The sequence below is a fragment of the Dickeya lacustris genome, from assembly GCF_029635795.1.
GTDB classification, from domain to species: Bacteria; Pseudomonadota; Gammaproteobacteria; order Enterobacterales; family Enterobacteriaceae; genus Dickeya; species Dickeya lacustris.
In genome coordinates this window covers 2,980,927-3,004,615 of the sequence record NZ_CP114280.1, presented here as the reverse complement: position 1 = coordinate 3,004,615, position 23,689 = coordinate 2,980,927, and the positions used below count along the sequence as shown (strand labels likewise).

Sequence of the window (23,689 nt, the reverse complement as noted above, 5' to 3'; positions counted from 1 at the left end):
TCCTTACTTGCGGCCTTTACGCTGCTGCTTTTTCGGTTGAGCAGCCGGTTTTTCCGGTTGTTCAACGGCAGCCATACCACCCAGGATCTCACCTTTGAAGATCCACACTTTCACACCGATGACACCGTAAGTGGTGTGCGCTTCAGAGGTGTTGTAGTCAATGTCAGCGCGCAGTGTGTGCAACGGAACGCGACCTTCGCGGTACCATTCAGTACGTAGCGATTTCAGCGCCGCCCAGACGACCGCTAACTTCAACTTTGATACCTTTAGCGCCCAGACGCATGGCGTTCTGAACAGCACGTTTCATCGCGCGACGGAACATAACACGACGTTCCAGCTGAGAAGTGATGCTGTCGGCAACCAGTTTAGCGTCCAGTTCAGGCTTACGAACTTCGGCGATATTAATCTGCGCCGGTACGCCAGCGATATCCGCTACGCCCTTACGCAGTTTTTCAACGTCTTCACCTTTTTTACCGATAACGATACCCGGGCGAGCAGTGTGAATGGTCACACGAATGCTTTTAGCCGGACGCTCGATAACGATGCGAGAAACGGAGGCTTTCTCCAGTTCCTTGTTCAGGTACTGACGAACTTTAAAATCGCTGTCCAGGTTGTCAGCGAATTCTTTGGTATTCGCATACCAGGTAGAGTTCCAAGTTTTGACAATACCCAGGCGAATACCATTAGGATGTACTTTCTGACCCATTGCTAGTCTCCAGAGTCTCAGCGATCGGACACAACCACAGTGATGTGGCTGGTACGCTTCAGGATGCGATCCGCACGACCTTTAGCACGCGGCATAATGCGTTTCATGCTCGGGCCTTCGTCTACGAAGATTTTCGCAACTTTCAGATCGTCAATGTCAGCGCCATCGTTGTGTTCTGCGTTAGCAATGGCAGACTCCAGTACTTTCTTAACCAGACCAGCAGCTTTCTTGTTGGTATAGGTCAGAATTTCCAGAGCTTGCGACACTTTCTTACCGCGAATCAGGTCAGCCACCAGGCGAACCTTCTGGGCAGAAGAACGAGCATGGCGATGTTTAGCGATAGTTTCCATCTCTTCCTCCTACCTTATTTCTTCTTGGCTTTTTTATCAGCCGCGTGGCCGCGATAAGTACGAGTCGGCGCGAATTCACCCAGCTTGTGTCCGACCATTTCATCAGAGATGAATACCGGAACGTGCTGACGACCATTATGGACAGCGATGGTCAAACCGATCATGTTTGGAAAGATCGTTGAGCGACGGGACCAGGTGCGCAGGGGCTTCTTGTCACCGCTTTCCACCGCTTTCTCTACCTTCTTCAGCAAGTGCAGGTCAATAAATGGACCTTTCTTGAGAGAACGTGGCATGGTTTATCCTCTAAAATTATTTAGTACGGCGACGTACGATGAATTTATCAGTACGCTTGTTGCTGCGGGTCTTCTTACCTTTGGTCTGAACGCCCCACGGAGTAACCGGGTGCTTACCAAAGTTACGACCTTCACCACCACCGTGCGGGTGGTCAACCGGGTTCATTGCCGTACCGCGAACGGTCGGACGAATACCACGCCAGCGTGCAGCACCTGCTTTACCCAGCACGCGCAGCATATGCTCTGCGTTGCCGACTTCGCCCAGCGTTGCGCGGCAGTCAGATTCGACTTTACGCATTTCGCCAGAACGCAGACGCAGGGTAACGTAAGCACCTTCACGAGCAACGATCTGAACGTAGGCACCAGCAGAGCGAGCCAGCTGGCCGCCTTTACCTGGTTTCATTTCTACGTTGTGAACCGTTGAACCGACCGGGATGTTACGCATCGGCAGGGTGTTACCGGTTTTGATTGCAGCATCAACACCAGACTGAATCTGGTCACCGGCTTTCAGGCCTTTCGGTGCCAGGATATAACGGCGCTCACCGTCTTTGTACAGAACCAGTGCGATGTTCGCAGAACGGTTCGGATCGTACTCAAGACGCTCAACAACTGCCGGAATACCGTCTTTGTTGCGTTTGAAGTCAACAATACGGTAAGCCTGTTTGTGGCCACCACCGATATGACGAGTGGTGATACGGCCATTGTTGTTACGACCACCGGATTTGCTGTTTTTTTCCAGCAACGGAGCAAACGGTTTGCCCTTGTGCAGCTCAGGGTTAACCACTTTAACAACGTGGCGACGACCCGGAGATGTCGGTTTACATTTAACAACTGCCATTGTATTACTCCTCCGACTTACTCTGCGCCGCCGATGAAGTCCAGATTCTGGCCTTCTTTCAGGGTGACGTAAGCTTTTTTCCAGTCGCTACGACGACCGATACGCTGTCCGTGACGTTTTACTTTCCCTTTGACAACCAGGGTGCGTACGTCATTGACTTCGACTTCAAACAGTTTCTGCACAGCAGCTTTGATTTCTGCTTTAGTCGCGTCTTTAGCAACTTTGAGTACGATGGTGTTGTTCTTTTCCATCGCAGTAGACGCTTTTTCAGAAACGTGCGGCGCGCGCAATACTTTCAGCAGACGTTCTTCACGAATCATGCCAGCATCTCCTCAACTTGCTTAACAGCATCAGCAGTCATAACCACTTTGTCGAAGGCGATCAGGCTAACCGGATCGATACCTGCTACGTCACGCACGTCAACCTTGTACAGGTTACGAGCGGCCAGGAACAGGTTTTCATCCAGCTCACCAGTGATGATCAGCACGTCATCCAGCGCCAGTTCTTTCAGTTTCTGAGCCAAAAGTTTAGTTTTCGGCGCTTCAACAGAGAACTTCTCGACAACGATCAGACGGTCTTGACGTACCAGTTCGGACAGAATGCTTTTCAGCGCGCCACGGTACATCTTTTTGTTTACTTTCTGGCTGTGATCCTGCGGTTTGGCAGCAAAAGTTACGCCACCAGAACGCCAGATCGGGCTCTTGATAGAACCAGAACGCGCACGGCCTGTGCCTTTCTGACGCCACGGTTTTTTACCGGAACCAGTTACTTCAGCACGGGTCTTCTGAGCGCGAGTACCTTGACGGGCACCTGCTGCGTAAGCAACAACAACCTGGTGAACCAGCGCTTCGTTGAAATCACGACCGAAGGTAGTTTCGGAAACAGTCAGCGCGCTTTGCGCGTCTTTCAATACTAATTCCATTGCTATCTCCTCACGCCTTCACAGCCGGTTTAACGATCAGGTCGCTACCGGTTGCACCCGGGACTGCACCTTTAACCAGCAGCAGGTTGCGCTCAGCGTCAACACGTACTACGTCCAGGCTCTGAACGGTGACACGTTCGTTACCCAGCTGGCCTGCCATTTTTTTGCCTTTAAACACTTTGCCCGGAGTCTGGTTCTGACCGATAGAACCCGGAACGCGGTGAGACAAGGAGTTACCGTGGGTAGCATCCTGAGTGCGGAAGTTCCAGCGCTTAACGGTACCGGCAAAGCCTTTACCTTTAGAAGTACCGGTAACGTCTACTTTTTTAACGTCAGCGAAAATTTCAACGCTGATGTTCTGCCCTACTGCGAATTCTTCACCGTCAGCAAGACGGAATTCGCGCAGAACGCGACCTGCTTCAACACCCGCTTTAGCGAAATGACCTGCTTCCGGTTTGGTCACACGGTTAGCTTTTTTAGCGCCGGTAGTGACCTGGACAGCACGGTATCCGTCGTTCTCCAGGTTTCTGACCTGAGTTACGCGGTTTGCTTCAATTTCGATTACGGTTACTGGGATAGATACGCCGTCTTCAGTGAAGATGCGGGTCATACCCACTTTTTTACCGACTAAACCAATCATTGTTTCAACCTCTCAATCGCTCAATGACCTGATTAACCCAGGCTGATCTGCACGTCTACACCGGCAGCCAGATCCAGACGCATCAGAGCATCAACGGTTTTCTCAGTTGGCTCAACGATGTCAACCAGACGCTTGTGAGTGCGGATTTCGTACTGATCGCGCGCGTCTTTGTTAACGTGCGGGGAGATCAGAACGGTGAAGCGCTCTTTGCGGGTCGGCAGCGGAATCGGACCGCGAACCTGCGCACCAGTGCGCTTGGCAGTCTCGACAATTTCCGCAGTTGATTGATCGATCAGACGATGATCAAACGCTTTCAGGCGGATACGGATTCTTTGGTTCTGCATGAGACCAGAGCTCCAATTATTTTATAAACGAAAATAATTACTCCTCACACCCATTACGATTGATGGGGGAGTGTAATCGTTCACAGTACATAACCCCCATATCGGGAGTATTGTTTAGCGGGCTTATTGCCTGCCTGCTGATTCTTTAAAGAATCAGGCCTACCATTTCAGGTAGGCCCGCGCATTATACGTATATTTGTTCAGGAAGCAACCGAAAGATGAAACTCACGGTTTAATCGACATACGGTCATGATGCCTCTTCTTTCAACTGCGTTTGGAGGTAATTCTGGATACCTAATCGGGCAATCAGTTCCAGTTCAGTTTCCAGCCAATCGATGTGCTCTTCCTCATCAGCCAGTACGCTAATCATGAGATCGCGGCTGACATAATCCCGAACCGAGTCTGCATAGGCGATAGCCTCACGAAGGCTTTTCGCACCTTCCAATTCTAAAGCCAAATCGGAACGCAGCATCTCCTCTACATCCTCACCAATGTTCAGCTTGCCAAGATCTTGTAGATTGGGAATGCCTTCTAAAAATAGAATTCGCTCGATATAACGGTCAGCATGCTTCATTTCATCTATCGATTCATGATATTCATGGTCGTTCAGACGCTTCAGGCCCCATGTTTTTAAACATACGGGCATGCAAAAAATACTGGTTAATCGCCACCAATTCGTTGCCCAATAGCTTATTCAAATGCGCAATGACGTTTTTATCACCTTTCATAGCTCAACTCCTCCGCTCCAGTACTAAAAAGTGTAGAAGCGCTTCGGGCAGAGTCAAAAGGTGGTCAGGTTCTGATTATGCAACTTGATTGAATTTCGCATCTTTTGCTATTTCATCATCAATAATCAGCCGAGCCTGACGCAGGCATTTACCACATTCTGTGCCAACCGGAACAAACTGCTTTAATTGTTTGAGAGATGCCGTGCGATGTTGACGAACAACCTGTCGGATGACTTTGTCAGAAATCGCATTACACAAGCAGACATACATACACGAGCCACTCATTTTTTAATCAACTGGTCGTATAGTAAATAAGAATCGTTTTTATTTCAATTAGCATAAGAACACATAAAAAAGGGCACCAAAGTGCCCTTTTCATTGCGTATATAAGTTATTGCAAATTAAGCGATAACTTTAGCAACCACGCCGGCGCCTACAGTACGGCCACCTTCACGGATTGCGAAACGCAGACCGTCGTCCATCGCGATCGGCGCGATCAGGTTTACGACCATCTTGATGTTGTCGCCAGGCATTACCATTTCCACGCCTTCCGGCAGTTCGATGGTGCCAGTCACGTCAGTCGTACGGAAGTAGAACTGCGGACGGTAGCCTTTAAAGAACGGCGTATGACGGCCACCTTCGTCTTTGCTCAGGATATACACTTCAGATTCGAACTGAGTGTGCGGCTTGATTGAGCCCGGTTTAGCCAGTACCTGACCACGCTCAACTTCATCACGTTTGGTACCACGCAGCAGAACGCCCACGTTCTCGCCCGCACGGCCTTCGTCCAGCAGTTTGCGGAACATTTCAACGCCGGTACAGGTGGTTTTCGCGGTGTCTTTGATACCCACGATTTCCACTTCTTCACCCACTTTCACGATACCGCGCTCTACACGACCGGTCACAACGGTACCACGGCCAGAGATAGAGAATACGTCTTCGATCGGCAGCAGGAACGGCTTGTCAATCGCACGCTCAGGTTCCGGGATGTAGCTGTCCAGTGCTTCGGCCAGTTCGATGATTTTCGCTTCCCACTCGGCTTCACCTTCCAGCGCTTTCAGCGCGGAACCACGGATAACCGGCGTGTCGTCGCCCGGGAAGTCGTACTGAGACAGCAGCTCGCGCACTTCCATCTCAACCAGTTCCAGCAGCTCTTCGTCATCAACCATGTCGCATTTGTTCAGGAACACGATGATGAACGGAACGCCTACCTGACGACCCAGCAGGATGTGCTCACGAGTCTGCGGCATCGGGCCGTCAGTCGCAGCAACAACCAGGATAGCGCCGTCCATCTGGGCCGCACCGGTGATCATGTTTTTCACGTAGTCGGCGTGCCCTGGGCAGTCAACGTGCGCGTAGTGACGAGTCGGGGTATCGTATTCAACGTGAGAGGTGTTGATGGTGATACCACGTGCTTTTTCTTCCGGCGCGTTATCGATCTGGTCGAATGCACGAGCCTGACCACCGTAGGTTTTTGCCAGAACGGTAGTGATGGCAGCGGTCAGCGTTGTTTTACCATGGTCAACGTGGCCGATAGTACCGACGTTAACGTGCGGTTTTGTACGTTCAAATTTTTCTTTAGACACGGCTATATTCCTTACTCAAATGCTCTCCCCTCATGGAGAGAGCACGGGATCAATGTTTTGTTAAACCTAAGTAATTTACTATAGGTTTATTACTTACGACGGGCTTCGATAACGGCCTGGGCAACGTTGTTCGGCGCATCATCGTACTTCAGGAACTCCATGGAGTAAGAAGCACGACCTTTGGTCAGAGAGCGCAGCTGAGTTGCATATCCGAACATTTCAGACAACGGAACTTCAGCGTGAATCACAACGCCAGTCACGTTGGATTCTTGACCACGCAGCATACCACGACGACGGCTCAAGTCACCGATGACGTCACCGGTGTTCTCTTCCGGCGTTTCTACTTCAACCTTCATGATCGGCTCAAGCAGAACAGGGCTTGCTTTGCTGAACGCGGCTTTAAAGGCAATAGACGCGGCCAGTTTAAACGCCAATTCAGAGGAGTCAACGTCATGGTAAGAACCGAAGTGCAGACGCACACCCAGATCAACCACCGGGAAGCCAGCCAGCGGGCCCGCTTTCAACTGCTCCTGAATGCCTTTATCAACGGCCGGGATGTATTCGCCAGGAATTACACCACCTTTGATGTCGTTGACGAACTCGTAACCTTTCGGGTTAGAGCCCGGCTCCAGCGGGTACATGTCGATAACAACATGACCGTACTGACCACGACCACCAGACTGTTTGGCGTGTTTACCTTCAACGTCGGTAACTTTAGCGCGAATCGCTTCACGATAAGCAACCTGCGGTTTACCTACGTTCGCTTCAACGTTGAATTCACGCTTCATACGGTCAACGATGATGTCGAGGTGCAGCTCACCCATACCTGCGATGATGGTCTGGTTTGACTCTTCGTCAGTCCATACGCGGAAAGACGGGTCTTCTTTCGCCAGACGGCCCAGAGCCAGACCCATTTTTTCCTGGTCAGCTTTGGTTTTCGGTTCTACAGCGATGGAGATAACCGGCTCAGGGAATTCCATACGCTCCAGAATGATCGGATGATCCGGGTTACACAGTGTGTCACCGGTGATCACGTCTTTCAGACCGATCGCAGCGGCGATGTCACCTGCGCGAACTTCTTTAATCTCTTCACGCTTGTTGGCGTGCATCTGAACGATACGGCCAAAACGCTCACGCTCAGATTTCACTGAGTTCAGTACGGTATCACCGGAGTTAACGACACCGGAGTACACGCGGAAGAACGTCAAGTTACCCACAAACGGGTCAGTTGCGATTTTGAACGCCAGTGCAGAGAAAGGCTCGTCATCGCTAGCGTGACGTTCAGCAGGCGTGTCTTTACCGTCGTCCAGCATACCTTTGATGGCCGGAACATCGGTCGGCGCAGGCAGGTAATCGATAACGGCATCCAGCATTGCCTGAACACCTTTGTTCTTGAACGCAGAACCACAAGTTACCAGGATGATTTCGTTGTTCAGAACGCGCTGACGCAGAGCAGTTTTGATTTCTGCTTCAGTCAGTTCTTCACCACCCAGGTATTTCTCCATCAGCTCTTCAGACGCTTCAGCTGCGGATTCGATCAGGTTCTGGTGCCACTCGGTTGCCAGATCCTGCATATCAGCCGGGATGTCTTCGTAAACGAAGGTCGTACCTTGGTCTGCTTCGTTCCAGTTGATGGCTTTCATTTTCACCAGGTCAACAACACCGGTGAACGCTTCTTCAGCGCCGATAGCCAGCTGCAACGGAACCGGGTTGGCACCCAGACGTGCTTTAATCTGGTCAACCACTTTCAGGAAGTTCGCGCCCATACGGTCCATTTTGTTAACGAACGCAATACGCGGAACTTTATATTTGTTTGCCTGACGCCATACGGTTTCAGACTGCGGCTGAACACCACCTACCGCACAGTAAACCATCACTGCGCCATCCAGTACACGCATGGAACGTTCTACTTCGATGGTGAAGTCAACGTGCCCCGGGGTGTCGATGATGTTGATGCGGTGCGGTTCATACTGTTTAGCCATACCGGACCAGAAAGCGGTGGTCGCAGCGGAGGTAATGGTAATACCACGCTCCTGTTCCTGCTCCATCCAGTCCATGGTCGCGGCGCCGTCGTGAACTTCACCGATTTTGTGGTTTACACCGGTGTAGAACAGAATACGTTCAGTGGTAGTGGTCTTACCGGCGTCGATGTGTGCACTGATACCGATATTACGATAGCGTGCAATGGGTGTTGTACGAGCCATTTGTTTCCTCTATTCCTAGGGCGTTCTAAGTAGTAAAACCCAGACGGGTTAGCCTGTTGGGCACCCGCCGGGTTATTAACGTCTACGCAGGGATTACCAGCGGTAGTGAGCGAACGCCTTGTTGGCTTCAGCCATACGGTGAACGTCTTCACGTTTCTTCACAGCAGTACCTTTGTTGTCTGCTGCATCAGAAAGTTCGTTCGCCAGGCGTAAAGCCATGGATTTATCACCGCGTTTACGAGCAGCTTCAACGATCCAACGCATAGCCAGAGCATTGCGACGAACCGGACGAACTTCAACCGGAACCTGATAAGTAGAACCACCAACGCGACGAGACTTAACTTCGACAGTCGGACGCACGTTGTCCAGTGCTGCTTCAAAGGCTTCCAGGTGGTCTTTACCTGAGCGCTGAGCCAGGGTCTCCAGCGCAGTATAGACGATTGCTTCTGCAGTAGATTTTTTACCATCTACCATCAGGATATTGACAAATTTAGCCAGCAGTTCTGATCCGAATTTCGGATCTGGCAGAATTTTACGCTGACCAATGACGCGACGACGTGGCATGGAAATACTCCGTTGTTAATTCAGGATTGTCCAAAACTCTACGAGTTTAGTTTGACATTAAAGTTAAAACGTTTGGCCTTACTTAACGGAGAACCATTAAGCCTTCGGCTTCTTCACGCCGTATTTGGAACGGGATTGCTTACGGTCTTTAACACCAGAGCAGTCCAGCGCGCCACGAACGGTGTGGTAACGCACACCTGGCAGGTCTTTAACACGACCGCCACGGATCAGGATCACGGAGTGCTCCTGCAGGTTATGACCTTCACCGCCGATATAGGAGGTAACTTCAAAACCGTTGGTTAAACGAACACGACATACTTTACGCAGTGCGGAGTTCGGTTTTTTCGGAGTGGTAGTATATACACGGGTACATACGCCACGTTTCTGCGGGCATGCTTCCAGCGCCGGAACGTTGCTTTTAGCAGCCTTCAGGGAGCGTGGTTTGCGTACCAGCTGGTTAATTGTTGCCATTAAAAAAGCTCCTGGGTTTTGCTTCGTAAACACGTAATAAATCACCCCATACCGAGACAGAGGCAAAGTATGAGGACGCAGAATTTTAGGACTGGCCGGGTAAGGAGTCAAGAAATATACAAAAGGGTCAAATCACCAAGCCAGTTGCCGGGTATGCAGGGCAGTCAGTCTCACAAATCCAGTATAGTCAACTAACGTGACTGCGCTGGAAATTTGCGCAGTCAAACCGCGCGCCTCGACATCCTCTATCAGTGCATAAACCGAGGCAGGAGAGGAGGAACGCAAACGCTCACAGACTGACGATCCGTCAAGCGCGGCAATAACGCCATCCTGTATTAATAAGATAGCATCGTCAGCGCAGGTCATACGAATCAGCGCCTCTAAATCGATGTGATAAGGCGAACGCGCAACGGTATGTAACATGAGAGTCAGCTCAATCAGCTCAAAAAGTCAGCACGCGGTCATACGTATTCAGTATGGTTCGCAATGCTTCAGGGGCCAGAACATCGACATCCAACACCCAGTTTGTCTGGGCTGATAACCCCCGCTGGCGCATTGACGCTTCGCACAGGTAGCAGTGTTGTATGTCATAGAGCGGCAACACGCCGAACGTAGCGATATAATTACGCATCAAAATTTTGTCGGGCTGCTGTGATGGAAGCAGTTGCAAGACGCCATCGGCAAGAAAAAAAACGCCAATCTCTTCGGTAAGCGCCGACATCGCCAGCAGCGCATCAAGACCTTCCCGACCAGCGGCACTACCATGAGGGGGCTGAGTAAAAACAAAAGCAACGCGACCAGCCATCGTGACGTATCTCCACCGCGAAAACGCTATGATTATTAAAACTGTACTACTCGGTCACAGGTGAGAACCGACTCGGATAACTCGCCAAGCCCGCTTAACAAGAAGCCGGGCTGAAGGTTAGCCGAGGCCAGCTTCAATTGCCCGGCTTGCTGCGTATCGGTCACACCTCGCCGCAACGCCGCCGCCACACAGACATTGAGCGTGACCTGATGGGCTTGCGCCAACTGCTGCCAGGCGCGCACCAGGTCAAACTCGTCGCTGGCAGGGGCGGTGAGTTGGTTCGCATTCAGCACCCCTTCGCGGTAGAAAAACACGCTCTGTAACTGATGACCTTGCGTAAGCAGAGCCTGAGCGAACTGATAGGCGCTGCTCGCTTGTTGAGTGCCATAGGCCGGGCCAGTTACCAGCAGGCAGTAACGCAACATCACCGATCGTGCCCGCTGAAGTCGCCACTTTTGAACTGGCGGATGTACAAATACACCGTGTGCTTGGAGATATTTAACCGATCGGCCACCTGATTAATGGCGTCTTTGATGTCAAAAATCCCTTTTTCATACAGATTCAGCACGATCTGACGATTTTTGGCATTGTTGGATACGCTGCGGTCGGCATTGACCTCTTCAATAGTAAATTCCAGCGTCTGGGCCACCAGTTCATCAACGGAAGAGGCAAAATTCACCGAGGAGGCCACTTCCTTGATTTCTGGCGGCAGGAAGGTTTGCATAATCTGAGAGAACGGCACATCAAGGTTCATATTGATGCACAATAAACCTATCACGCGCTGCTCACGGTTACGGATAGCAATGGTCACAGACTTCATCAACACGCCGCTTTTCGCGCGGGTGAAATAGGCTTTCGATACACTGCTATCTTCACCGGCCATATCATGCAGCATGCGCAGGGCCAAATCGGTAATGGGGGAGCCGATTTTACGTCCGGTGTGTTCGCCATTCGCAATACGCACAGCAGAACACTTCAGGTCTTCCAACGAATGCAGTACTATCTCGCAATGATCGCCAATTAACATCGCCAGGCCGTCAACCACCGCTTCGTACGATTTCAGTATCTCGTAATCTGTTGGTATAAACGGGCGCTGGTCTAGTAAATCAAGATCATGGGATTCGCCGTTCACAAGCGAAGTAGACATGACAGGCACCACCCTCAACGTCATTATCATTGTATTTGACAGGCCGATAAGTCTATCAAATAACCCTGACGTCGTCCTTTGTATTTCACGTTGCGCCTTAGCTGTGGCATCTTAAGGTTGCGTTAATTTACGCTCTTTAGAGTGCGTCGCATCACATTTAATCCCTCATGGATGGCCTATCCGAATGTTTAAATTACCTCGACTATCCCGCCCTGTTTTGAACAGTTTTATCTATAACCTGATTTTCGCCGGTTTTATTACCCTGGTACAAAATATCGCCTATTACCGTCAGGTTTCTCATTTAATCGAGGTAACGACTCTGCGCGATGGCCTGTTTTTGGCCTCTATGCCAGTAGTGATTTTTTCTGTTTTAAATATTTTATTGATTCTGCTGTGCTTTTCCTGGTTGCGCCAGATAGTGGTTGCCCTGTTACTGCTGGGCGGCGCGGCCGTGCAATATTTTATGATGAATTACGGCATCATCATCGATCGCATCATGATGCAAAACGTGTTTGAAACCACCTTTGCCGAATCAATGGCGTTGGTCACACCGCAATATCTCATCTGGCTGACGTTACTGGGCATCGTGCCTGCGGTGGCGGCGTTATGGATAAAAATCAAGCCTGCCCCTTTCAGCTACCTGACCATCGGCGCTCGCAGCCTTAATGTGCTGGTCTCGGTTGTGGTTATTTTACTGGTCGCCGCGTTCTTCTATAAAGATTACGCCTCGCTGATGCGTAACAACAAAGAACTGGTTAAATCGCTAACGCCCAGCAATCTGATTTTCGCCAACATTTCTTATTACCGGCACCATGCGCAAAGTAATCAGCCATTAGTGCAAATTGGTCTGGATGCGCATAAAAAGCCGATGCCATCCGATAATGGCAAGAAAAACCTGGTTATTCTGGTCGTAGGCGAAACCTCCCGCGCAGAAAACTTCTCGCTGGGCGGGTACAGCAAACCCACCAACCCGCGCCTGACCAATCAGAATGTTATCTATTTCAGCCAGACTTCATCGTGCGGTACGTCTACCGGCGTCTCGGTTCCGTGCATGTTCTCAAACATGCCAAGGGAGCACTATGACGAGCAATTGGCCGCTCATCAGGAAGGGTTACTCGATGTCCTGCAACACGCGGGGATTAACGTTCGCTGGCATGAAAATGATGGCGGCTGCAAAGGTGCCTGTGCCCGAGTGCCGACGCAAGACATTATTAACCTGAACCTGCCGGAGCTGTGTTCAGAAGGCGAATGCCTTGATGAAGCGCTGTTTAGCGGCATGGAAGAACACATTAATCAATTGAATAACGACGGAATTATCGTACTGCATACCATGGGTAGCCACGGCCCTGCCTACTACCAGCGCTACCCCAATACCTTTAAGGCATTTACCCCCAGCTGCGATACCAACCAAATCCAAACGTGCTCACGCGAATCATTAATCAATACTTACGACAATACGATTCTCTACATAGACTATATTGTTGATAAGGCAATTAATGTCTTGAAAGGGCATCAGGATAAGTTTAACACCGCGTTGGTCTATCTCTCTGACCACGGTGAGTCACTGGGTGAAGATGGCGTGTATCTGCACAGCATGCCGTATGCCATCGCCCCCACACAACAAACGCATATCCCGATGCTAATGTGGTTTTCCAGCGGCTATCAGCAGCAATTTGCCATCAATGATAGTTGTATGCGTAAACAGGCCAATGAGCAGCGTTTCTCCCAGGACAACCTTTTCCACACCGTTCTGGGCATGTTTAACATTGCGACCCAGGAATATCAGGCGCCGCTTGATATCCTGCAATCGTGTCGGGGCACTTCATGAAACTGTTGATTGTTGAAGATGATACGTTGTTACAGGAAGGGTTGTTACAGGCGATGCGCCACGAGGGTTATGTGTGTGATTGCGCCGCCACCGCCCGCGAAGCAGACGCGCTGATTGTTAGCGCTCACTATAGCCTGGTGGTGCTGGATTTAGGGCTACCGGATGAAGATGGCCTCACGCTGCTGGGGCGCTGGCGGCGGAATAACTACAAACAGCCGGTGTTGATCCTGACGGCCCGCGACACCGTTGATGACCGCGTAATCGGCCTCGATGTCGGGGCTGACGATTACATGATCAAACCCTTTGCATTAAGCGAATTTCAGGCCCGCGTCCGGGCGCTGATACGCCGACATCAGGGCTCTAGCGATAGCTGGATTCGGGTGGATAACATTACGCTTGATCTCAACAGTCAACAGGTCATGCTGGATGATAAACCGGTGGTGTTAACGCCAAAGGAGTTTGCCATTCTCTCGCGGCTTATTTTGAAAGCAGGCTCGCAGGTACACCGCGAGGTACTTCATCAGGATCTCTACAGTTGGGATGATGACCCCTCCTCCAATTCACTGGAAGTTCACATCCATAACCTGCGACAAAAAATTGGTAAAAACCGCATCAAGACGCTGCGCGGATTTGGTTATCTGTTAACCAAGGAAGATCCGTCATGAGGCTTTTTCCACGCCCTTCCCCAATGGAGAGAACCGCCAGCATCCGTACCCGATTGATTCTGACATTAGGGTGCATTTTGCTGGTCAGTCAGTTACTGAGCGTGGTGTGGTTATGGCATGAAAGCGAAGAGCAAATTCAGTTACTGGTTGAACAGACGCTAACGGCAAAGAACCTCACTCAGGATATCCAGCTCGAAGTGCATGAAGCGATTGCGTCACTGAGTATTCCAAGCCTGGTGATGGTCATTGCCTCGCTGATAATGTGCGCGCATGCGGTGAACTGGATAACCCGGCCATTGCTAACGCTTCAGGACGAATTGCACAACCGCACGGCGGAAAATCTGGAACCGTTGCAACAGCGCAGCGACGTCACCGAGATTGCAGCGGTGATTACCAGCATGAATCAGTTATTTGTGCGGTTTAGCGAGTCACTGCGTCGAGACCGGCAATTCGCCTCGAATGTCGCCCACGAACTGCGTACGCCGCTGGCAGGCATCCGGCTGAGTCTGGAACTGCACGAACAACTGCACCACATTGACTGCCAGCCATTAATAAAACGCGTCGATCAACTGACAAAAACCATTGAACAGCTGTTATTGCTGGCGCGCGCCAGTAACGAGCTGGCGGCCGGTCATTATGAAATGATTTCACTGCTTGAGGATGTCATCGCCCCGAAGAAAGACGAACTGGAACAGATGGTCGCCATTCGCCAGCAACGGCTTGACTGGCGATCGCCTGAACACATCAGGCGCGTGCCGGGCAACATGACCCTGATACAACTGCTGTTACGTAATCTGGTAGAAAACGCACACCGTTATAGCCCGGAAAACAGCACCATCACCATCACCATCCTTGAACATGACGATGACAGCACCGAGTTTATCGTCGCCGATGAAGGGCCGGGGATTAATGAATCTCAGGTCGGCGAATTAACCAAAGCCTTTGTACGCATGGATACGCGCTATGGCGGTATCGGGCTCGGGCTGAGTATTGTCACCCGCATCGTACAATTACATTACGGCGAGTTTTTTCTGGAAAACCGCAGCGACAGAACCGGAACCCAGGCGCGGGTAGTGTTCAAATACCACGATGACAGCCTGATAGGTTACGCGCCGCAAGACGCAGCCTGACACAACCAATCAGCCTGCAATTTTAGAGATAAAAAAACCGCCGATGTGATACACCGGCGGTACTGATAGCATCGTGGCCGTGTTGCCAGAGCGCAACACCCAGCCGCTGTCAATGCACTTACTGTGCGCAATGCGCTTACTGTGCGGCTTTCTTCGCTTTTTCGTCAGCCGGTTTTTCCGCTTTTGCTGCATCAGCTTTCGGTGCATCAGCTGCTTTAGCCTCTGCATCCGCTTTGATATCCAGCAGTTCAACTTCGAACACCAGCGTAGAGTTAGCCGGAATACCCGGTACGCCTGCTTCACCATAAGCCAGAGCCGGTGGGATAACCAGCTTGATCTTACCGCCTTTCTTCACATGCTTGAGGCCTTCTGTCCAGCCGGGGATAACACCATCCAGACGGAAAGAGAGCGGCTCGCCGCGTTTGTAGGAGTTATCAAACTCCGCGCCATCAACCAACGAACCTTTGTAATTCACAACAACGGTATCGCTGTCTTTCGGCGCATTGCCGGTTCCTTCCTTGTCTACCTGATAGAGCAAGCCGGATTCGGTTTTCTTCACGCCTTTCTCTTTCGCAAACGCGTCGCGATACTTGGTGCCTTTATCGGCATTATCTTTGGCATCCTGCTTCATTTTCGCCTGAGCAGCTTCTTTCACTCGGCCCTCAAATGATTGCAGGGTTTTCTCTATCTCTTCGTCAGACAGTTTGCTCTTGTCAGCGAACGCATCCTGCACGCCCTGGATTAATTGCTGTTTATCCAGTTTGATGCCTAATTTTTCCTGTTCTTTCAGGGAATTATCCATGTAACGGCCTAATGATGCACCCAGTGCATACGCGGCAGCTTCTTCGTCGCTCTTGAATTTAGACGGTGCAGCTTTCGCCGCATCAGCCGCAGCCGGTGCAGCGGCTGCCGTATCCGCAGTTTTGACCGCATCTTCAGCCATAACGCCCGTGCTCAAGGCCAGTCCCATAGCCGCCGTCAACAGTGTGACTTTAAACAGTGATTTCATCCATCTCTCCAACATTCGGAGCACCATGCCCCGGCAACATTAACATTTCGCCAGCTACTATAACGTCGTGCATAAAGACAATACAACGACGTGCCGCACCGGATAGCGAAAAATTCCGCTCCACAGGAAAGCAGCGCGATGACATGCGGTTTTACTACCAGAAACTTACACTTTCTGACACACTCTGCGCACAACGCAGCGGAGGGAACAGAATGTCACCATCATCACTGGAGCAACGGCTCGAATTGCTGGAAAGTCGCCTGGCTTTTCAGGATATGACCATTGAGGTGTTGAATCAGACCGTGGTTCAGCACGAACTGGAAATGGCGCGGTTACGCGAACAGCTGCGGTTAATGACAGAAAAACTGCGCGCCGCCTCTCCCTCGATGATCGCGTCGCAATCAGAAGAGACGCCGCCGCCACATTACTGACTATCCGCCAGAATCACCGCCGTCTCACCGGCTGGCTGGCGAAAAACCACGTCGATAACGTCAGGCTTTGCGCCACTGCCGGGGGCTGATGCCAAACCAGCGGCGAAACGCGCGGGAAAATGCGCTCACCTCGGAGTAGCCAAGCAAAAACGCCATCTCGGAAATCGACAGCTGGCGCTGTTGCAGATAATGCGTGGCCATTTCACAACGCACCTTCTCCACCAGTTGGGTAAAGGTGATGCCCTCTTCTTTCAGGCGGCGCTGTAAAGACCAACTCGAGAGTCCTAACTGTTCGGCCACCTCTTCCAGTGCCGGTTCACCCTGCGGCAGCGCCTGACGCAACCGCGCCCGCGCCATTTCAACCACGCTTTGCTGCGGCGCCTCGCTATTGAGCTGGCGCAGCGCATCCTGCACCACCAGCAACAGCAGCGGGTCATGCTCGGGCATCGCGCGCATGACGTCGCGTTTAGGGATGAGTAAGGAGTTGAACGGTTGGTCAAAATAGACTGGCGCATCAAACACTTTACAGTGCTCATGCCACTGCTCAGGACGAGGATGCTCGAAATGCACTTCGCGGGGGGCCCAGTTTTTACCCGCAGCATGACGAATCAGATTTAAGATCATCCCCAGTGTCAGTTCCGCATCCTGACGGCAGTGTAAGATTGCACCGTGGCGCACCTGATAGTCAAAACGCCAGCAGTCGCCTTTATCCACCAGACGGATCAGGGTGTCATGCTGATGAAACGGAAAAGCCGTGACGACGTTATGCAATGCCTGCTCCAGCGTAGCGCTGCATAACCCAACATAGCCTATCAGCCCGAGCGACTGCGGTTTGAATTGCCGACCATAGTGCAAACCGAAGTTGTCACAGGCGGAATAGCGGGCCGCCTCCTCCAATACCCGGCAATAGTTAACCAACCCGACACTCAGCGTCGGGCAACCGAGCCGCTCCGGGTCAATCCCGCTGATCCCTAAAATACGATCGGCATCGCCGCCCTTCTCGCCAATAAACGCCGTCAGGCCAGATGCCGCCGCCGCCAGCACCCCATGGTGCCCGATGGGTAATGCGGCAAGCGGCGGGAGCCGAAAAGAGGGAGTTTCCATGATGCTGCCTCACACAACCGACACAATATCATCAACCTGCAATTTCCATACCAGACATAATGCATTGATAAATATCGAGTCATATTGATAGCCAGCACCTCAAGGCACCAGAAAATAGCGGTGATTGCGCATGTATGGTGCATCCCACGGATACCGTGCTCACACAAAAACAGAGCATTATGGCGGCGGCGCGTCAGGCCCCCACCGGCAACGCGCAGTTTTCCAGGTAGCGGCGACACAGCCGCACGCTGTGCGCACTCCAGTCTGCCCCCAGACTTATCGCCTGCTCAGTCTGGCGATGAGAACCCGCCCAGGCCATCAGTTGAATACGCCGCTGAATCAGCAACGCCGGGATAACCGCTTTATCTTCCGCGCTCAACGGACAAATCCGCTGATAACCGGCCAGCCAACCGGCTACCCAGTCTGGCGCACTGGGGTGATGCTCAACAAAGCTGATGGCCGCTGCCAAATCGTGCAAATACCAGCCAAAACCACAGTCATCAAAATCAATCACCTGTGTTTCCCCCGCTTGCAGCAGCAAATTGGTCAGACGAAGATCGGCGTGAATCAGACCATAACGCTGACTCCCCTTACCGTAAGCCGCCAGCGCCTCACGCACGTGCGCGATGGCATCCTCAACAACCGGGTAATCGGCAACACGCAGGTTCGGCGCTTCCTGCCAGTGTCCCCAGTGTCCCTTCGGCCCAACCATCGTGTCGTGATCCCAGACAATACGGCGAAAACCGGAGGGCGTCACCCAGCGACGGCTGTGCTGATGCAGACGGGCGGTGATAATCCCCAGTTGCTCGAACGCGGCGGCATTGACGGCGGTCGTCGGCATCACGCCGTCAATCCAGTGAAACAGCACCACGTTGCGAGTGGTGCCGTCATTCATCACGACGGTTTGCACCTTCTCGCCATCCATCCCACCTATCGCCTGCGGTACGGTAATCCCCTCTGCGCGCAGCGCATCAAGCCACAGTAATTCACAGGCTATCTCTTCACGTTGATGATAGCCGGGGCGGTGGATACGCATGGCATAACGCTTGCCCTGCGCTTGCACGCAATAGGTGGCGTTTTCAGAGCGGCACAGCAGCGACAAGGAACCTTGCAACGCCAATGGGTAGCGCGTTATCGCCTGCGCGGCTAACTGGTCAAGAGTGGTGTTATCAAGCGTATCGTACTGTTCAGCCATCTTCGTTGCCCCACGAGTGATCTCATTCAACGGGGTGCCCGTGACAGGGCACTGCCAGGCTTTCAGGATGGAACGTCTTAGGTTGTGATGCTTGACACAAAAACATCATTACTTGACTGCACGCGACATTGCCCCCGGTCACGGCAGGCCGTTTGACCGCAGCGCGCAAAAATCTCCGGGTTGGGGTCAAGTCTCGGCTACCGCGCTGGCGCATTATCGGCAACAAGCGGGCTTCCCGGCACATCCGGCAGGCTAATGGCATGACAAAGATACCCAACGCACGCACAAAAACTATGCCGCGCTTTAATCAGCAATCAGCGAATCGCCGATAGGTTTTGACCACGCAGCCATCCAACGGACGGTTGACCATCCATGTTTTAGCTATCAGTGGTGATAAAAACCGACGGTTTTTATGCCACGTCTTGTAGGGGAGAGCGTCATGACAATGCAGTTAAAACCCACTTTGGGTACGCTTCATCTGTGGGGGATCGCCGTCGGTCTGGTGATTTCCGGTGAGTATTTTGGCTGGAGTTATGGCTGGGGAGTGGCGGGGACACTGGGTTTTCTCGTCACTACATTGATTATTGCCGCCATGTACACCTGTTTTATTTTTAGTTTTACCGAGCTGACCACGGCAATCCCACACGCAGGCGGCCCGTTTGCCTACAGCCGCCGTGCCTTCGGCGAAACCGGTGGATTGATTGCCGGTATGGCAACCTTGATAGAATTTGTGTTCGCTCCCCCCTCTATCGCCATGGCGATTGGTGCCTACCTGAATGTGCAGTACCCCTCTCTTGACCCGCGTTATGCCGCAACCGGCGCGTATCTCATCTTCATGGCGCTCAACATTCTGGGCGTAAAACTGGCGGCCATGTTTGAACTGTGCGTGACGGTGCTGGCGGTTATCGAGCTGCTGGTGTTCATGGGCGTGGTGGCACCGGGCTTTAGCGTCAGCCATTTTGTCGCCAACGGCTGGGCGGGCAGCGACCAATTCGGCAGCACGGCCATTGCCGGTATTTTTGCCGCGATTCCGTTTGCTATCTGGTTCTTTCTGGCTATTGAGGGCGCGGCAATGGCGGCAGAAGAAGCCAAAGACCCACAGCGCACCATCCCTAAAGCCTACATCGGCGGTATTATCACGCTGGTGGTGCTGGCGCTTGGCGTGATGGTGATGGCCGGTGGCGTGGGTGACTGGCGCGCGCTGTCTAACATTAACGACCCACTGCCACAGGCCATGAAGACGGTAGTAGGCGCAAACTCCGGCTGGATGCACATGCTGGTGTGGATTGGCTTGTTCGGGCTTATCGCCAGCTTCCACGGCATTATTCTTGGCTACTCACGCCAGTTCTTCGCACTGGCACGCGCCGGGTATCTCCCTGCCGGGCTGGCGAAACTGTCGCGCTTTCAAACGCCGCACCGCGCCATTCTGACCGGTGGCGTCATCGGTATTGCCACCATTTTTAGCGATAACTGGATTCACCTGCAGGACATGAACCTGACCGCCGCCATGATTACCATGGCCGTGTTCGGTGCCAATGTTATGTACATGATGAGTATGTTGAGCCTGTTTCGCCTGCGCCGTACCGAACCGATGCTAACGCGCACCTTTTTGGCACCCGGCTACCCGGTATTGCCCGCAATCGCGCTGGTGCTCTCGGTTATCTGCCTGATAGCGATGCTGTGGTTCAACCCGGTCATTGGCGGGCTGTTTATCGTGTTGATGCTGGCAGGATACAGCTATTTTCTGATGACGCGCGCCCAGCGCGACAACGCCCCGCAGGACGCGATGCTGGTCGGCAAAGAGTAACCGGTTTTGCTGACGCCCGACGTTTAACCCCGCGCCTGACCTGACGGAGAAGGCGCATAAAAAAAGGCCGCGCAAGCGGCCTTTTTACAACAAGGTCAATCAGTGGTGGCAACCGCAACCGCCGTTACCGCCGCAACCGCCTTTACCATGCTCGTGGTCATGGTCGTGGCCGTGACCGCCGCAGCAGCCTTCATGGTCGTGGTCATGATCGTGCGCGCCATGCACATGGCCGTGCTCAAGCTCTTCCGCCGTTGCTTCACGAATAGCCACCACTTCCACGTTGAATTTCAGATTCTGGCCAGCCAGCATGTGGTTGCCATCAACCACAACATGGTCGTCCTGTACTTCGGTGATTTCCACCGGTACCGGCCCCTGGTCGGTATCAGCCAGAAAACGCATGCCAACCTGTAACTCATCGACACCCACGAACACGTCTTTTGGCACGCGCTGCACCAGATTGTCATCGTATTCGCCGTACGCGTCGTTAGCGCCAACGCTGACGTCAAAGCGCTCGCCCACATCACGGCCTTCCAGCGCTTTTTCCAGACCGGAAATCAGCGAACCGTGACCGTGCAGATAGTCCAGCGGTGCGCTCACCGGAGACTCATCAACCAATACTCCATCTTCTGTACGTACCTGATAGGCGAGGCTGACCACCAGGTCTTTTGCTACTTTCATGATATCTCCTAGCGTTGGAAATCAATTTTGCGCAAATTGTAGCGGAAAATTGGCCCCCTGTACTGCATGAGGGAAAAAAACTCTGCCCGGACTGCCGCAGGCCAAGCCACCGCAGACACCCGTAACGGTTTCATGCACCTGAACGCAGGCGCGCACCGCCGTTACTGCGGGCGAAACAGGCCGATGATTTCTCCCACAGGCGCAGCCGTGGCCTTAAGCGGCGCTTCGGCCTGACTCTGCTGATAACCACATTGCACACAGACCACGACGTCATCGTCCCCTTCACGCCCAACCGCCAGCGTATCCTGCGTCTGGCATTTCGGGCAGACGGCACCGGCAATAAAACGTTTTCGAGTGGTAACTTTTTGCATGATGCTCCCCATTGATGATCCGTGATGATCGCTCTGGCGGCGATGCCAGCACATCACGCGCGGTTAAAACTCATCCCAGTCATCTGGCCTGCGCCGCTCGCGCTGCATTTCGCGCTCAAAAATGTCTTCCAGCTCGCGCCGCGCCTCTTTAACACGAGAAATCTGCGCCACATCGCCCTGCGTTTGTGGCATCAGTTCACGCAACATACGCATGTCGAGCCGCCGAAAATGCTGCTGTGCCCGATAAGCCTGATGCGGATGCATACCAAGCGTAATCAGCGTCTTACGCCCGAGCTCCAGTGCGCTGGAAAACGTTTCACGCGAAAATTGCGTCACGCCCGACTTCAGCAACTCATGCGCTTCAACGCGCCCGCGCGCCCGCGCCAGAATTTCCAGATTGGGAAAATGCTGCTGGCACAAATGCACCAGGGTCATGGTGTCTTCCGGCTCATTACAGGTAATCACGATAGATTGAGCCTGTTCAGCCCCGGCCGCACGCAGCAACTCAAGCTCCGTGGCATCACCGTAATAGACTTTATAACCGTAACTGCGCATCAGGCTAACAGCGCTGATATCACGCTCCAGCACAGTAATGCGCATTTTGTTGGCCATCAGCAAACGGGCAATCACCTGACCGAAACGACCAAAGCCGACCACGATCACCTGCGGCTCGTCATTTTCTACGTAAGGCGCTTCATCCGGTTCATCGCTCGCATTAAAACGACGCGCCAGCACACGATCGATGACCTGCATTAATAACGGCGTCACCATCATGGATAATGTGACCGTCACCAGTAACAGCGGCAATTGCGCACCTTTTAGCACTTTATGGGCCGCCGCCGAGGAAAACAGCACAAACGCAAATTCACCGCCCTGGCTCAATACCCCGGCGAATTGCAAACGCTCGGAAGAACGCAAACCATAAACACGGGCCAGCAGGTACAAAATCAGCCCCTTGGCCACCACCAGAATCGCCACCGCTGACAGCACCATCAAAATATTGGCGTACAGCACACCCAGATTCAGCGCCATGCCCACCGAGATGAAAAACAGCCCCAGCAGCAGCCCTTTGAACGGCTCAATGGCTATCTCCAGCTCGTGGCGGTACTCGCTTTCTGCCAGCAACACCCCCGCGATAAAGGTGCCAAGCGCCATCGACAGCCCCAACGCATCCATAAACAGCGCAGAGCCTAATACCAACAGCAGGGCGGCGGCAGTAAACACCTCTCGCACCCCGGATGCGGCAATAAAGCGGAACAACGGCCGCACCAGATAGCGGCCACCGATGAGCATGCCGCCAAAGGCCATCACTTTCAGCCCAACCTGATTCCAGTCATCCAGTTCGCCTTGCACCCCCGCCAGCACGGGAATCAAGGCCAATGCCGGGATCACCGCCAAATCCTGAAACAGCAGCACCGAGAAGCCGAGTTGACCGGCTTCATTGCGATTCATGCCCTTCTCGCGCATCAATTGCAGCGCAATGGCAGTAGACGACATCGCCAGCCCAATGCCGCCAATCAACGCCGATTGCCAGGAAAAGCGGTTCAGATACAACACGCCGCCCAGCGCGGCGGCGCAAATCAGCACCTGTGCGGCACCAATGCCAAAAATAGAACGCCGTAAGCGCCACAGTTTATCCGGCTCCAGTTCCAGGCCGATGATAAACATCAGAAACACAACACCCAGCTCGGAAAAATGCAAAATGGCATCGACATCACGAATAAACCCCAGCCCCCACGGGCCAATGGCAATCCCGGCCAGCAAATAGCCCAGCACCGCGCCAATCCCCAGCCGTGCGGCAATCGGCACCATCAACACGGCGACAAATAAAAACAACACACCCGCATTTAGCAATGAAGAGGACGTTTCCATG

The 23,689-nt window shown here is 52.7% G+C and carries 28 protein-coding genes and 2 pseudogenes; 6 read left to right on the top strand and 24 right to left on the bottom strand.

What is annotated here, in order from left to right; translation table 11 throughout:
• Nucleotides 1-3 precede the first annotated feature (3 nt).
• The 18 genes and pseudogenes from rpsC to O1Q98_RS13550 form a co-directional block, all read right to left on the bottom strand.
• Nucleotides 4-706: pseudogene (rpsC, locus tag O1Q98_RS13635) on the bottom strand (30S ribosomal protein S3).
• A 17-nt stretch (nt 707-723) separates the two neighbouring features.
• Nucleotides 724-1,056: a 50S ribosomal protein L22 gene (gene rplV, locus O1Q98_RS13630; protein WP_026741343.1), complete on the bottom strand. Its 333-nt coding sequence runs from the start codon at nt 1,054-1,056 to the stop codon at nt 724-726.
• Between the two features lie 14 nt (nt 1,057-1,070).
• Nucleotides 1,071-1,349 (bottom strand): 30S ribosomal protein S19, encoded by a 279-nt coding sequence (gene rpsS / locus O1Q98_RS13625; RefSeq protein ID WP_012764044.1) that lies wholly within the window; start codon nt 1,347-1,349, stop codon nt 1,071-1,073.
• 16 nt (nt 1,350-1,365) lie between these two features.
• The gene (rplB, locus tag O1Q98_RS13620) at nt 1,366-2,187 is read right to left on the bottom strand and encodes a 50S ribosomal protein L2 (protein ID WP_125260845.1); all 822 of its coding nucleotides are present in this window, start codon (nt 2,185-2,187) and stop codon (nt 1,366-1,368) included.
• A 17-nt stretch (nt 2,188-2,204) separates the two neighbouring features.
• Complete coding sequence (gene rplW, locus O1Q98_RS13615) at nt 2,205-2,507, bottom strand: 50S ribosomal protein L23 (RefSeq protein WP_009111205.1); 303 nt, start codon at nt 2,505-2,507, stop codon at nt 2,205-2,207.
• A complete protein-coding gene (gene rplD / locus O1Q98_RS13610) occupies nt 2,504-3,109 on the bottom strand; it encodes a 50S ribosomal protein L4 (protein WP_012764041.1) in 606 nt (201 codons plus the stop codon). The genes rplW and rplD overlap by 4 nt, the downstream gene beginning before the upstream one ends.
• Nucleotides 3,110-3,119: 10 nt before the next feature.
• On the bottom strand, nt 3,120-3,749 hold the full coding sequence (rplC, locus tag O1Q98_RS13605) for a 50S ribosomal protein L3 (protein ID WP_125260846.1): 630 nt from the start codon (nt 3,747-3,749) through the stop codon (nt 3,120-3,122).
• Nucleotides 3,750-3,781: 32 nt separating this feature from the next.
• Nucleotides 3,782-4,093, bottom strand: a complete 312-nt coding sequence (gene rpsJ / locus O1Q98_RS13600) for a 30S ribosomal protein S10 (RefSeq protein ID WP_001181005.1) — start codon at nt 4,091-4,093, stop codon at nt 3,782-3,784.
• 247 nt (nt 4,094-4,340) lie between these two features.
• A pseudogene (bfr, locus tag O1Q98_RS13595) lies at nt 4,341-4,821 on the bottom strand (bacterioferritin).
• Nucleotides 4,822-4,896: 75 nt separating this feature from the next.
• Nucleotides 4,897-5,091 (bottom strand): bacterioferritin-associated ferredoxin, encoded by a 195-nt coding sequence (bfd, locus tag O1Q98_RS13590; protein WP_125260848.1) that lies wholly within the window; start codon nt 5,089-5,091, stop codon nt 4,897-4,899.
• Nucleotides 5,092-5,222: 131 nt separating this feature from the next.
• Nucleotides 5,223-6,407, bottom strand: a complete 1,185-nt coding sequence (tuf, locus tag O1Q98_RS13585; RefSeq protein WP_012768098.1) for an elongation factor Tu — start codon at nt 6,405-6,407, stop codon at nt 5,223-5,225.
• 89 nt (nt 6,408-6,496) lie between these two features.
• A complete protein-coding gene (gene fusA, locus O1Q98_RS13580; RefSeq protein WP_125260849.1) occupies nt 6,497-8,611 on the bottom strand; it encodes an elongation factor G in 2,115 nt (704 codons plus the stop codon).
• A gap of 93 nt (nt 8,612-8,704) precedes the next feature.
• Entirely contained in the window at nt 8,705-9,175 is a 471-nt protein-coding gene (rpsG, locus tag O1Q98_RS13575; protein ID WP_013319707.1) for a 30S ribosomal protein S7, read from the bottom strand.
• Between the two features lie 96 nt (nt 9,176-9,271).
• The gene (gene rpsL / locus O1Q98_RS13570; protein WP_005969567.1) at nt 9,272-9,646 is read right to left on the bottom strand and encodes a 30S ribosomal protein S12; all 375 of its coding nucleotides are present in this window, start codon (nt 9,644-9,646) and stop codon (nt 9,272-9,274) included.
• Nucleotides 9,647-9,778: 132 nt separating this feature from the next.
• Nucleotides 9,779-10,069, bottom strand: coding sequence for a sulfurtransferase complex subunit TusB (tusB, locus tag O1Q98_RS13565; RefSeq protein WP_125260850.1), 291 nt, complete (start codon nt 10,067-10,069; stop codon nt 9,779-9,781).
• A gap of 19 nt (nt 10,070-10,088) precedes the next feature.
• Nucleotides 10,089-10,451: a sulfurtransferase complex subunit TusC gene (tusC, locus tag O1Q98_RS13560; protein WP_125260851.1), complete on the bottom strand. Its 363-nt coding sequence runs from the start codon at nt 10,449-10,451 to the stop codon at nt 10,089-10,091.
• Between the two features lie 35 nt (nt 10,452-10,486).
• Nucleotides 10,487-10,876 (bottom strand): sulfurtransferase complex subunit TusD, encoded by a 390-nt coding sequence (tusD, locus tag O1Q98_RS13555; RefSeq protein WP_125260999.1) that lies wholly within the window; start codon nt 10,874-10,876, stop codon nt 10,487-10,489.
• Nucleotides 10,876-11,598 carry a helix-turn-helix transcriptional regulator gene (locus O1Q98_RS13550; protein WP_125260852.1) on the bottom strand — a complete coding sequence of 241 codons (723 nt, stop codon included), beginning with the start codon at nt 11,596-11,598 and terminating at the stop codon, nt 10,876-10,878. The genes tusD and O1Q98_RS13550 overlap by 1 nt, the downstream gene beginning before the upstream one ends.
• Before the next feature lie 184 nt (nt 11,599-11,782).
• Between O1Q98_RS13550 and eptA the strand changes: the two genes are divergently transcribed.
• From eptA to pmrB, 3 genes are read left to right on the top strand one after another with little or no spacing between them, the layout of a single operon-like run.
• Nucleotides 11,783-13,426 (top strand): phosphoethanolamine transferase EptA, encoded by a 1,644-nt coding sequence (gene eptA / locus O1Q98_RS13545; RefSeq protein WP_125260853.1) that lies wholly within the window; start codon nt 11,783-11,785, stop codon nt 13,424-13,426.
• A complete protein-coding gene (pmrA, locus tag O1Q98_RS13540; RefSeq protein ID WP_125260854.1) occupies nt 13,423-14,091 on the top strand; it encodes a two-component system response regulator PmrA in 669 nt (222 codons plus the stop codon). The genes eptA and pmrA overlap by 4 nt, the downstream gene beginning before the upstream one ends.
• The gene (gene pmrB / locus O1Q98_RS13535) at nt 14,088-15,221 is read left to right on the top strand and encodes a two-component system sensor histidine kinase PmrB (RefSeq protein ID WP_125260855.1); all 1,134 of its coding nucleotides are present in this window, start codon (nt 14,088-14,090) and stop codon (nt 15,219-15,221) included. The genes pmrA and pmrB overlap by 4 nt, the downstream gene beginning before the upstream one ends.
• A 136-nt stretch (nt 15,222-15,357) precedes the next feature.
• On the opposite strand, the gene fkpA is transcribed toward pmrB, so the two are convergent.
• Nucleotides 15,358-16,230, bottom strand: a complete 873-nt coding sequence (gene fkpA, locus O1Q98_RS13530) for an FKBP-type peptidyl-prolyl cis-trans isomerase (protein ID WP_125260856.1) — start codon at nt 16,228-16,230, stop codon at nt 15,358-15,360.
• A 212-nt stretch (nt 16,231-16,442) separates the two neighbouring features.
• On the opposite strand from fkpA, the gene O1Q98_RS13525 reads away from it, so the two are divergent.
• A complete protein-coding gene (locus O1Q98_RS13525) occupies nt 16,443-16,661 on the top strand; it encodes a protein SlyX (protein WP_125260857.1) in 219 nt (72 codons plus the stop codon).
• A 60-nt stretch (nt 16,662-16,721) separates the two neighbouring features.
• On the opposite strand, the gene qhpR is transcribed toward O1Q98_RS13525, so the two are convergent.
• Nucleotides 16,722-17,765, bottom strand: coding sequence for an AraC-like transcriptional regulator QhpR (qhpR, locus tag O1Q98_RS13520; RefSeq protein WP_125260858.1), 1,044 nt, complete (start codon nt 17,763-17,765; stop codon nt 16,722-16,724).
• Nucleotides 17,766-17,958: 193 nt separating this feature from the next.
• Nucleotides 17,959-18,960, bottom strand: coding sequence for a phosphotransferase enzyme family protein (locus O1Q98_RS13515; RefSeq protein WP_125260859.1), 1,002 nt, complete (start codon nt 18,958-18,960; stop codon nt 17,959-17,961).
• Between the two features lie 91 nt (nt 18,961-19,051).
• On the opposite strand from O1Q98_RS13515, the gene O1Q98_RS13510 reads away from it, so the two are divergent.
• Together O1Q98_RS13510 and eat are read left to right on the top strand one after the other, a co-directional pair.
• Nucleotides 19,052-19,216 carry a hypothetical protein gene (locus O1Q98_RS13510; protein ID WP_269975714.1) on the top strand — a complete coding sequence of 55 codons (165 nt, stop codon included), beginning with the start codon at nt 19,052-19,054 and terminating at the stop codon, nt 19,214-19,216.
• Nucleotides 19,217-19,399: 183 nt separating this feature from the next.
• Complete coding sequence (gene eat / locus O1Q98_RS13505) at nt 19,400-20,767, top strand: ethanolamine permease (protein ID WP_125260860.1); 1,368 nt, start codon at nt 19,400-19,402, stop codon at nt 20,765-20,767.
• Between the two features lie 99 nt (nt 20,768-20,866).
• Here the strand turns inward: eat and slyD are convergent, their stop codons facing one another.
• The 3 genes from slyD to kefB form a co-directional block, all read right to left on the bottom strand.
• On the bottom strand, nt 20,867-21,445 hold the full coding sequence (gene slyD, locus O1Q98_RS13500; RefSeq protein ID WP_125260861.1) for a peptidylprolyl isomerase: 579 nt from the start codon (nt 21,443-21,445) through the stop codon (nt 20,867-20,869).
• A gap of 161 nt (nt 21,446-21,606) precedes the next feature.
• Nucleotides 21,607-21,816 (bottom strand): YheV family putative zinc ribbon protein, encoded by a 210-nt coding sequence (locus O1Q98_RS13495; RefSeq protein WP_240632835.1) that lies wholly within the window; start codon nt 21,814-21,816, stop codon nt 21,607-21,609.
• 63 nt (nt 21,817-21,879) lie between these two features.
• On the bottom strand, nt 21,880-23,688 hold the full coding sequence (gene kefB / locus O1Q98_RS13490; protein ID WP_125260863.1) for a glutathione-regulated potassium-efflux system protein KefB: 1,809 nt from the start codon (nt 23,686-23,688) through the stop codon (nt 21,880-21,882).
• Nucleotide 23,689: the final 1 nt, after the last annotated feature.

What these genes read in the sequence shown, in the direction of transcription:
- eptA (WP_125260853.1), top strand. Translation starts at nt 11,783, where the DNA reads ATGTTTAAATTACCTCGACTATCCCGCCCTGTTTTGAACAGTTTTATC.
- rpsJ (WP_001181005.1), bottom strand. Translation starts at nt 4,093, where the DNA reads ATGCAGAACCAAAGAATCCGTATCCGCCTGAAAGCGTTTGATCATCGT.
- rplC (WP_125260846.1), bottom strand. Translation starts at nt 3,749, where the DNA reads ATGATTGGTTTAGTCGGTAAAAAAGTGGGTATGACCCGCATCTTCACT.
- pmrB (WP_125260855.1), top strand. Translation starts at nt 14,088, where the DNA reads ATGAGGCTTTTTCCACGCCCTTCCCCAATGGAGAGAACCGCCAGCATC.
- rplW (WP_009111205.1), bottom strand. Translation starts at nt 2,507, where the DNA reads ATGATTCGTGAAGAACGTCTGCTGAAAGTATTGCGCGCGCCGCACGTT.
- eat (WP_125260860.1), top strand. Translation starts at nt 19,400, where the DNA reads ATGACAATGCAGTTAAAACCCACTTTGGGTACGCTTCATCTGTGGGGG.
- slyD (WP_125260861.1), bottom strand. Translation starts at nt 21,445, where the DNA reads ATGAAAGTAGCAAAAGACCTGGTGGTCAGCCTCGCCTATCAGGTACGT.
- rpsL (WP_005969567.1), bottom strand. Translation starts at nt 9,646, where the DNA reads ATGGCAACAATTAACCAGCTGGTACGCAAACCACGCTCCCTGAAGGCT.
- tusD (WP_125260999.1), bottom strand. Translation starts at nt 10,876, where the DNA reads ATGTTGCGTTACTGCCTGCTGGTAACTGGCCCGGCCTATGGCACTCAA.
- fkpA (WP_125260856.1), bottom strand. Translation starts at nt 16,230, where the DNA reads ATGAAATCACTGTTTAAAGTCACACTGTTGACGGCGGCTATGGGACTG.
- qhpR (WP_125260858.1), bottom strand. Translation starts at nt 17,765, where the DNA reads ATGGAAACTCCCTCTTTTCGGCTCCCGCCGCTTGCCGCATTACCCATC.
- rpsS (WP_012764044.1), bottom strand. Translation starts at nt 1,349, where the DNA reads ATGCCACGTTCTCTCAAGAAAGGTCCATTTATTGACCTGCACTTGCTG.
- O1Q98_RS13525 (WP_125260857.1), top strand. Translation starts at nt 16,443, where the DNA reads ATGTCACCATCATCACTGGAGCAACGGCTCGAATTGCTGGAAAGTCGC.
- bfd (WP_125260848.1), bottom strand. Translation starts at nt 5,091, where the DNA reads ATGTATGTCTGCTTGTGTAATGCGATTTCTGACAAAGTCATCCGACAG.
- fusA (WP_125260849.1), bottom strand. Translation starts at nt 8,611, where the DNA reads ATGGCTCGTACAACACCCATTGCACGCTATCGTAATATCGGTATCAGT.
- kefB (WP_125260863.1), bottom strand. Translation starts at nt 23,688, where the DNA reads ATGGAAACGTCCTCTTCATTGCTAAATGCGGGTGTGTTGTTTTTATTT.
- tusC (WP_125260851.1), bottom strand. Translation starts at nt 10,451, where the DNA reads ATGGCTGGTCGCGTTGCTTTTGTTTTTACTCAGCCCCCTCATGGTAGT.
- tusB (WP_125260850.1), bottom strand. Translation starts at nt 10,069, where the DNA reads ATGTTACATACCGTTGCGCGTTCGCCTTATCACATCGATTTAGAGGCG.
- rplV (WP_026741343.1), bottom strand. Translation starts at nt 1,056, where the DNA reads ATGGAAACTATCGCTAAACATCGCCATGCTCGTTCTTCTGCCCAGAAG.
- rplD (WP_012764041.1), bottom strand. Translation starts at nt 3,109, where the DNA reads ATGGAATTAGTATTGAAAGACGCGCAAAGCGCGCTGACTGTTTCCGAA.
- O1Q98_RS13515 (WP_125260859.1), bottom strand. Translation starts at nt 18,960, where the DNA reads ATGGCTGAACAGTACGATACGCTTGATAACACCACTCTTGACCAGTTA.
- pmrA (WP_125260854.1), top strand. Translation starts at nt 13,423, where the DNA reads ATGAAACTGTTGATTGTTGAAGATGATACGTTGTTACAGGAAGGGTTG.
- O1Q98_RS13495 (WP_240632835.1), bottom strand. Translation starts at nt 21,816, where the DNA reads ATGCAAAAAGTTACCACTCGAAAACGTTTTATTGCCGGTGCCGTCTGC.
- rpsG (WP_013319707.1), bottom strand. Translation starts at nt 9,175, where the DNA reads ATGCCACGTCGTCGCGTCATTGGTCAGCGTAAAATTCTGCCAGATCCG.
- rplB (WP_125260845.1), bottom strand. Translation starts at nt 2,187, where the DNA reads ATGGCAGTTGTTAAATGTAAACCGACATCTCCGGGTCGTCGCCACGTT.
- O1Q98_RS13550 (WP_125260852.1), bottom strand. Translation starts at nt 11,598, where the DNA reads ATGTCTACTTCGCTTGTGAACGGCGAATCCCATGATCTTGATTTACTA.